This window comes from Niveispirillum fermenti (genome assembly GCF_052474395.1).
Genome location: NZ_CP156681.1, coordinates 697,249 through 705,000 on the forward strand (window position 1 = coordinate 697,249; position 7,752 = coordinate 705,000).

The 7,752-nt window shown below is 63.4% G+C and carries 6 protein-coding genes and 2 pseudogenes; 2 read left to right on the top strand and 6 right to left on the bottom strand.

What is annotated here, in order from left to right; all coding sequences use genetic code 11:
• Positions 1–14: 14 nt before the first annotated feature.
• From tnpB to ABC728_RS14660, 4 genes are read right to left on the bottom strand one after another with little or no spacing between them, the layout of a single operon-like run.
• Positions 15–362 (bottom strand): IS66 family insertion sequence element accessory protein TnpB, encoded by a 348-nt coding sequence (gene tnpB / locus ABC728_RS14645; protein ID WP_094453379.1) that lies wholly within the window; start codon positions 360–362, stop codon positions 15–17.
• Positions 359–697 carry an IS66-like element accessory protein TnpA gene (gene tnpA, locus ABC728_RS14650; protein WP_445376584.1) on the bottom strand — a complete coding sequence of 113 codons (339 nt, stop codon included), beginning with the start codon at positions 695–697 and terminating at the stop codon, positions 359–361. The genes tnpB and tnpA overlap by 4 nt, the downstream gene beginning before the upstream one ends.
• Positions 633–1,850, bottom strand: a complete 1,218-nt coding sequence (locus ABC728_RS14655; protein WP_445376585.1) for an efflux RND transporter permease subunit — start codon at positions 1,848–1,850, stop codon at positions 633–635. Before ABC728_RS14655 ends, tnpA begins: the two co-directional genes overlap by 65 nt.
• Before the next feature lie 11 nt (positions 1,851–1,861).
• Entirely contained in the window at positions 1,862–2,965 is a 1,104-nt protein-coding gene (locus tag ABC728_RS14660; RefSeq protein ID WP_416622343.1) for an efflux RND transporter periplasmic adaptor subunit, read from the bottom strand.
• Here ABC728_RS14660 and soxR point away from each other — a divergent pair.
• Together soxR and ABC728_RS14670 are read left to right on the top strand one after the other, a co-directional pair.
• Complete coding sequence (gene soxR / locus ABC728_RS14665) at positions 2,964–3,557, top strand: redox-sensitive transcriptional activator SoxR (RefSeq protein ID WP_416622345.1); 594 nt, start codon at positions 2,964–2,966, stop codon at positions 3,555–3,557. The genes ABC728_RS14660 and soxR overlap by 2 nt on opposite strands.
• Before the next feature lie 153 nt (positions 3,558–3,710).
• Positions 3,711–4,693, top strand: a pseudogene (locus tag ABC728_RS14670) (IS3 family transposase); the annotation flags it as partial.
• Between the two features lie 146 nt (positions 4,694–4,839).
• Here ABC728_RS14670 and istB read toward each other — a convergent pair.
• Both istB and istA read right to left on the bottom strand, forming a co-directional pair.
• Entirely contained in the window at positions 4,840–5,619 is a 780-nt protein-coding gene (gene istB / locus ABC728_RS14675) for an IS21-like element helper ATPase IstB (RefSeq protein WP_445376586.1), read from the bottom strand.
• Between the two features lie 70 nt (positions 5,620–5,689).
• Positions 5,690–6,910 (bottom strand): annotated as a pseudogene (gene istA / locus ABC728_RS14680) (IS21 family transposase); the annotation flags it as partial.
• Between the last annotated feature and the right edge of the window lie 842 nt (positions 6,911–7,752).

Sequence of the window (7,752 nt, forward strand, 5' to 3'; positions counted from 1 at the left end):
TTGTCTGCAGCTTTTCAGCCCGCCCGTTCGGGCCGGGCCGTGTGTTGCGGCAGCCGCCAGTCGATCCCCTCCAGCAGATAGCCCAACTGGGCCGGGCTCAGCGTCACCGCCCCGTCCACCACCGACGGCCAGATGAACCGGCCGCGCTCCAGGCGCTTGGTGAACAGGCAGGCGCCTTGGCCGTCATGCCAGATGACCTTCACCAGGTCACCGCGGCGGCCACGAAAGACGAACAGGTGACCGCCATGGGGATCGCGTCCCAGAACCTCCTGCACCTGACGGGCAAGGCTGTCGAACCCCTTGCGCATGTCCGTCCGCCCCGTCGCCAGCCACACATGCACCCCCGGCGGGATCGGGATCATCCCGCCCCTCCGGCCGCCCGGATCACCGCCCTGGCCAGCGCCAGATCCACCGACCCCCGCAGCCGCACCTCGACCCCGCCGGGCAGAAGCACGGAGATCTCAGCGACCGATGTTGCGGACGGGCTGGGGGTCGGCAGCGCCGTCTCCGCGACCGGCATGGCCATCGGCTCATTCACAGCGGCAAGCTGGACCGGCGCAAACGCCGGAACCGGGCTGTCGACCGTCGAAACCGATACGCCCAATTGCCGGCGCCACCGGTACAGCAGGCTCTCATGGACCCCGAACCGCCGGGCAACATCCTTGACCACGATCCCCGGCCTGAACGCCGCCTCCACCAGCCGGACCTTCTCCGCGTCCGACCACTTTCGACGCCGCTCCGTACCCGTCAAAACCTCCAGCCGCTGATAAGCCATCACGTTTGCCACTCGTTTGCGTCCGCGCTATCGCGCTTACGCAAAGACTTCCAGCTATCCCGCACACACCGCAAGGCGGTTCACACCGGACGCGTACGACGAAATGGGCCACGTCGAAAGTGCTGCGCACCTCCACGCCCGGCGGTGCGGATTTCTGGATCACCGGGATCAGCGAATTCGCCCCCTTCACGATCTCCAGCGGATTGCCGTCAGGCGTGGGGGTCAGGGCCACGATGACGCCGCGCTTGCCGTCCGACGCGGCGGAGCTGTCGTAATTCTGCGCTCCGATCTCCACCGTCGCGATATCCCGCAGCCGCACCAGTCCCTCATCGCCGGTCTTGATGACCATGTCGCGGAAATCGTCCAGGCTGCGTAGATCGGTGGTGGCGGTGATGTCCGTGATGGTGAGGCCGCCATTGAGCTGTCCAGGCGCCGCCTGGACATTGTTGGCACGCAATACCATCGCGATGTCTGAGGCGGCCAGGCCGCGCGCCGCCATCTTCACCGGATCGATCCAGACCCGCATCGCCAGCCCGCTGCCGCCGAACGTATCGACCGATGCGACGCCCCGGATGGAGGTGAACATTGGCTGGGCGACCCGAGTGACGAAGTCGGTAAGCTGTGCGGGGCTGTGCTGGTCGCTTGTAAAGGCGATGTATTGCACTGCCGATGCACCATCGGTAATTTTGGCGACCACGGGATCGAAGGCACCTTCCGGCAGCCGGTACTTAACCTGCTGGACTTTGGCCAAGATCTCCGTCAATGCGCGGTCGGAATCGGCATTCAGCACCAGCTTGGCCTTCACCTGGCTGCGGCCCATGGTGGAAATCGATGTCAGATACTCGATGCCGCTGGCCGTGGCGATGGACTGGGCAATGGGCTGGGTGACGAAGCCCTGCATCACCTCCTGAGTGGCTCCGGGGAAACGGGTTTCCACCGTGATGGTGGCACTTTCCAGGTTCGGATACTGGCGGATCGGCAAGCCGAACAGCGCCGTGACACCGACAAGGAAGATCAGCAGGCTGACGACGACAGACAGGATGGGTCTGCGGATGAACAGGTCCGTGAAATGCATGACACCTCTCCTTACTGATCGCCAGTGGCAGCGGGAGCCAGCGCAACGGCCGCACCGGGCTGCAGGCGAAGCTGGCCGGTAGTAACCACGAGGGAACCGGCCGCGAGCCCGCTTTCCACGACGGTGCGTTCGCCAACCTCCCCGTCCGTATGCACGGGAACCAGCAAGGCTTTGCCATCCTTGATGACAAAGACGCTGTCCCCGGAGGCTGAGGTTTGGATCGCCGTGGTCGGCACCAGGATCGCGCCGTCCCGCGGGGGCTGCACGATATCCACCGTGGCATAAAGACCCGGCCGCAGCACCCTGTCCGGGTTCTGCATGATCGCCTGGACGGCGATGTTGCGCGTGTCGGCGGCGACCACCGGATCGATGGCATTGATCCGGGCCGTGAAGGCGAGGCCAGGCGCGGCGTCGCTGCGCACCTGCACCTCCCCACCCATCCGCAACTTGGACAGGTGCTGCTGCGGCACGCTGAAATTGACATGCAGTTGGTCAAGCGCAGTGAGGGTTGCAATCGGATCACCGGCATTTACATACTGGCCCAGATTGACGCGCCGGATACCGATCTGGCCGGCGAAGGGCGCATGTACGGCTTTCTGCGCGATCCGAGCCTCGATCTGCTGAAGTGCCGCCTGGGCCTGGGCCAGTTCCGCTTCGCGCTGTTGCAATAATTGGCGGGGCTCCGCACCAGTAGGCGCGAGACTGCGGGACCGTTCATGCTGGATTCCAGCGAATTTCAGGCGAGCGGCAGCGGCGGCGCGGTCGGCGCGTTCCGGCCCGTCGAATAATTGGATGATCGGTGCCGAAGCGTCTATTTCCTGGCCAGCCTCGAAGCGAATTGCAACCACCCGACCCGGAACCTCGGTCGCAAGCATCACTTCCTGCACGGCCTGGAGTGAACCGATAGCAGTCAGTGCGCGCGGCAAAGTTTCTGGTTCGACATGGATGGCAGAGACCTCCACCGGCGGCGGAGCATAGCCGGCGGCGGATGCGGCGAGCCGCGCCTGCCGCCACGTGAATAGCCCACCGGCAACAAGGATAAGGGTGACGGCCACGATCAGCAGGGCAATTCTGCGACGGGGAAGATCGGTCGGACGGCTACTGGTCGTGGACATGTCGGCTCCAGATGAAGGGGCCGGCAACAACGCCGCCGGCAGCCTGTCCTGTGAGCAGGCCGACATCGCTTATAAAACCTCAACAATAGTTGAGGTCAAGGTGGTTCTTGTGTACAGTACCTGCCTGGAGGTTGCGATATCGACAATGCAGAAGCGCGCGTTTGATCCGCTGACGGTGGGAGAGGTGGCGAAGCGGAGCGGCGTTGCCGTGTCGACCATCCACTTCTATGAGGCCAAGGGCCTGATTGAAGGATGGCGTACAGAGGGAAACCAGCGCCGCTATCCGCGCTTCGTTTTGCGGCGGGTCGCTGTCATACGGATCGCCCAGCGGGCAGGCATCCCATTGGCCGTTATCAGGGATTATCTGTCCGCCATCCCCATAGACCAAGCATTGAACAAGGACGACTGGAGCCGACTGACGGCGACTTGGCAAGCGCTGATCGACGAGCGGATCAACAGCCTGCTGCAGCTTCGTAACGATATGGACCGCTGTATCGGATGCGGGTGCCTCTCATTAGCCGACTGTCCGCTGCGCAATCCAGACGATCAACTGGGCGCCCAAGGTGTCGGGGCACGCCTTCTGGAGAAGTGACGTCCGGTGGCTTTCTCCCGAGCATTGACGGGCAGGTCTGATATCGCAAGGTGGACACGTCCGATAACCCTGTGTGATGGGGTGATCTTGACCTGCTCCCTGGAAATGTACCCGGCGTGAAGTAGAGTCCTTCCGACCGAGGAGGGCTATTTGATGAAGAAGAGCCGTTTCAGCGAGGAACAGATCATCGGGATCCTGCGAGAGCAGGAAGCCGGCCATAAGACGGCGGACATCTGCCGCCGTCATGGGATTTCGGAGGCGACATTTTACGCCTGGAAATCGAAATATGGCGGGCTTGAGGTATCAGAAGCCAAGCGTCTGAAGGGCTTGGAGGATGAGAACAGCCGCCTGAAGAAGCTGCTGGCCGAGGCGATGCTGGACAACGCCATGCTGCGCGAGGTTGCAGGAAAAAAGTGGTAAGGCCCGCCGCGCAGCGCCGGACGGTTGCCCACCTGCGGGCGACGTTCGGGGTGAGCGAGCGGCGGGCCTGTTCTGTCCTGAAGGTGCATCGCCGGACGATCCGCTACCGATCTCGGCGCCCTGATGACGGCGCCCTGCGGCAAAGGCTGCGGGAGCTGGCATCGGAGCGGCGGCGGTTCGGCTACCGACGTCTGGGATGTCTGCTGGCCCGGGAGGGGATGGCGGTGAACCATAAGAAGCTGCTGCGGATTTACCGTGAGGAAGGGCTGGCGGTGCGTCGGCGGCGGGGTCGTAAACGGGCACTGGGCACACGGGCGCCGATGAATGTACCCCAGGCTCCCAACCAGCGCTGGAGCCTGGATTTCGTGTCGGATGCATTCAGTGATGGCAGGCGGTTCCGCATCCTGGCCGTTGTGGATGATTTCTCACGCGAATGCCTGGCCCTGGTGGCCGACACCTCGCTGTCCGGCAAGCGGGTGGCAAGAGAGCTGGACGCGCTGATCGCCACACGCGGCAAACCGCAGGTGATTGTCAGCGACAATGGCAGCGAGTTCATTTCCAGGGCAATCCTGGCCTGGACGCAAACCCATCAGGTCGAGTGGCATTACATCCAGCCCGGCCAGCCCACCCAGAATGCGTTCGTGGAAAGCTTCAACGGACGCTTGCGCGATGAATGCCTAAATGAAACCCTGTTCCACGGTCTGCGGCACGCCCGCTAGGTGCTGGCTGACTGGCGCGACGACTACAACAATATTCGACCTCATTCCACCCTGGGCGTGTTGTAAAGGGCGAAATAGAAATCCCCAGAAGTGGCATTTGAAAATTCCCCAGATGGCTTGGCTGGCGAATTGATTTTGGATAGTCAGGCTTGTTTGTTTTTTGGCGGTCTCCCCCTTGGTTTTGGCTGAATTGGTGGGTTGATGGGCCGGGTGCGGTTGTTATCCGGGATCAGGTCGGCATGACGGCGCAGGCGATAGCTGGCGCCCTCGATATGGACGACGATGGCATGATGCAGGAGACGGTCCAGCAGGGCGGTGGCGACGACGGGATCGTTGAAGACCTCTCCCCATTCGGCAAAGCCACGGTTTGAGGTGAGGATCATGGCACCGCGTTCATAGCGGGCGTTGACGAGCTGGAAGAACAGGTTTCCACCGCCCGGGATGACGGGCAGGTAGCCGATCTCATCGACGATGAGCAGCTGGGGCCGGCATAGGAAGCGCAGGCGTTCGCGCAGATTTCCCTCGCGCTCGGCCTTGGCCAGGGAGGTGATGAGGTCGGCCAGGGTCATGAAATAGACGGAATAGCCGCCTTTTACGGCTTCCACGCCCAGGGCCAGAGCTAGGTGGGTCTTGCCGCAGCCGGGCTGGCCGAGGAAATGTAAGACCTCATGGCGGGCGATGAAGTCCAGCTGGGCCAGGGTCATGATGCGGTTGCGGTCCAGCGAGGGCTGGAAGGAGAAATCAAACCCCTCCAGGGTCTTGATGTTGATCAGCCGCCCCATCTTGAGGGCGGCCTTGATGCGCCGCCCCTCGCGCAGGGTCAGTTCCTCGCCCAGCAGGCCCTCCAGCGCCTCCAGGGCAGAGATTTCGCCGCGTTCGAGCTGGCGGACGGTGCCGTCCAGGGCCTCCAGGGCGCGCGGCATGCGCAGGCCCACCAGATGCCGGCGGATGCGTTCCAGGGTCGATGGGATCAGCGTCATGGCCGCACCCCCTGATCGGCCAGTCGCGGGGCGTCACGGTACGGCCGGACGGCTTGGGGAGCGGTACCGCCCCCTCCCGGGTAACCGTGCTGTTGGCCGGTGGCGGCAGGGTGCGATGTCCCTCCAGCAGGCGGCGCCGCCCGCGCCCTTCCAGGACGGGATGGTTGGCGATCAGCGTTCCATCCTCCAGGATCTGAACCTGGGTGGCGGTCACCTGTACCTCCACGACGCGCCGACGGGTACAGTCGGGGACGGAATAGAGGTTGCCGCCCACCGACACCATGCCATCGCGGGTAACACGCCGCTCCAGGGCCAGCACGGCATTGCAGGGACCGGCGGGCAATGGCCGGAGGCTGGGTTTCTCCTCGGCGAAATGCTCGATGACCACCCGACCGGTGGTGGCATGGCGGCGGACATTGGCCACCTGGTCCAGCCATTGCCAGAACTGGGCATTCAGGTCGTCCAGATTGCGGAAGGTACGGCCCAGGAAGAAATCCTCCCGCACATAGCGGAAGGGCCGCTCCACTTTACCCTTGGTCTGGGCTCGGTAGGGCTTGCAGGCCTTCGGCAGGAAGCCGTAATGGGCCGCCAGTGTCAGGAGCTTCTCGTTGTAGACGACGCCCCTGTCGTCGTCCGCCTCGCCCAGAACGGCGGTACGCATCCGGTCGTAGAGGATCTGCTCTGGCACGCCGCCCAGAGCCTCGAAGGCGGCAATATGACAGCGCAGCAGGGTGGGCAGATCCTGGCGGGCGACGAACCGCGCCCAGATCATCCGGGAATGGCCCAGCACCAGGGAGAACAGCCAGACCACCCGCTCCATGCCAGGTTCGTCGGTGAATTCGGTTTTGAAGTAGGCGAAATCCACTTGGGCCTGTTTGCCGGGCGGCGTCTCGAACCGGCGCTCGAAGCGCCTGGCCGGTGTCAGTCGCACGGACCGGACAAAGACCTTCACCAGGGTGTAGCCGCCCTTGTAGCCCTGCTCCTTGATCTCCCGGTGCAGGCGTCTGGCCGTCAGTTCCGGCACGGTGGCCAGCCGTTCGCGCAAGAAGGGCTCATAGGGGGATAACAGCGACAGCCGCGGTGGCCGGGGTGTGTAGGCGGGCGGCTCCAGCCCACGCTCGATATGCCGGCGCACGGTCTTGCGGTCGAAACCGGTCCGGCGCGCGATGGCGGAAACGGATAGCCCTTGGCGGGCAAGGTCCAGGATCATGACAAGGTCCCCAAGCTTGATCACCGGCATCCTCCCCGCAGACAGCGGGAAACAGGATGGCGGAGAGATGGCCGCAAGGCCCCGGGGGGCATGCCCCCCGGGGCCTTGCCCTCTGCCAAAACTGGGGACTTTTCATTCGCCACTTCTGGGGAGTTTTATCCCGCCAGCGACAGTCGTACACCTGCTCGGCGTTCCACCGGTAAAAATCGGTGACTTCCTCGCGGGCATATTTCCGGGCCGCTTCGTAAAGCTGCTTGTATTCCTCGGGGCTGAACCAAGGCCGGTGCGTGCGCTTGGCCTGCGTCTTGTAGGGAGCGGAGAGGTTCGGCAGATGGTCGATCCACCCATGGCGCTGCGCGGTCTGGAGCACCAGACTGAGGGTGATGATCTCATTATGTAGGGTGCTGCGTGCCGGCGGCTTGGCCTTGGGCTTATGCTTCCCCTTGGAATGCGGGTTAGGCAGCATGTACGTGGTCATGCGATGCACCCGATATTCCTGCACCTTCCCCGCCGTCAGCTTATTGATGGGCAGGTCGCCAAAGAACGGCACCAGATGCACACGCAGCCGCAGCTCATGGCCTTCGGTCCATTTCTGGCTGCGCTCGCCGCCGGTAATGAGGCCGTATTCCTTCTGGAATTGGCTGGCGGCTTTGGCGAAGGTCGGGCCGCTATCGAGGACACCGACACGATCTTTGGCTTTGAGGGTGATGTACCAATCCTCGGCGGCCTTCTGGGCCTTCTCCAAGGATTCCTGTTTGGTACTGAACTGGCGTTGTTTTCCGCCAATAGACGCGCGGGCTTGCCAGAAACGGCTGCTGCCACGTTGTTCGAGCTGGAGTTTGCCCCCCAGCATTTTGATTGTTGTC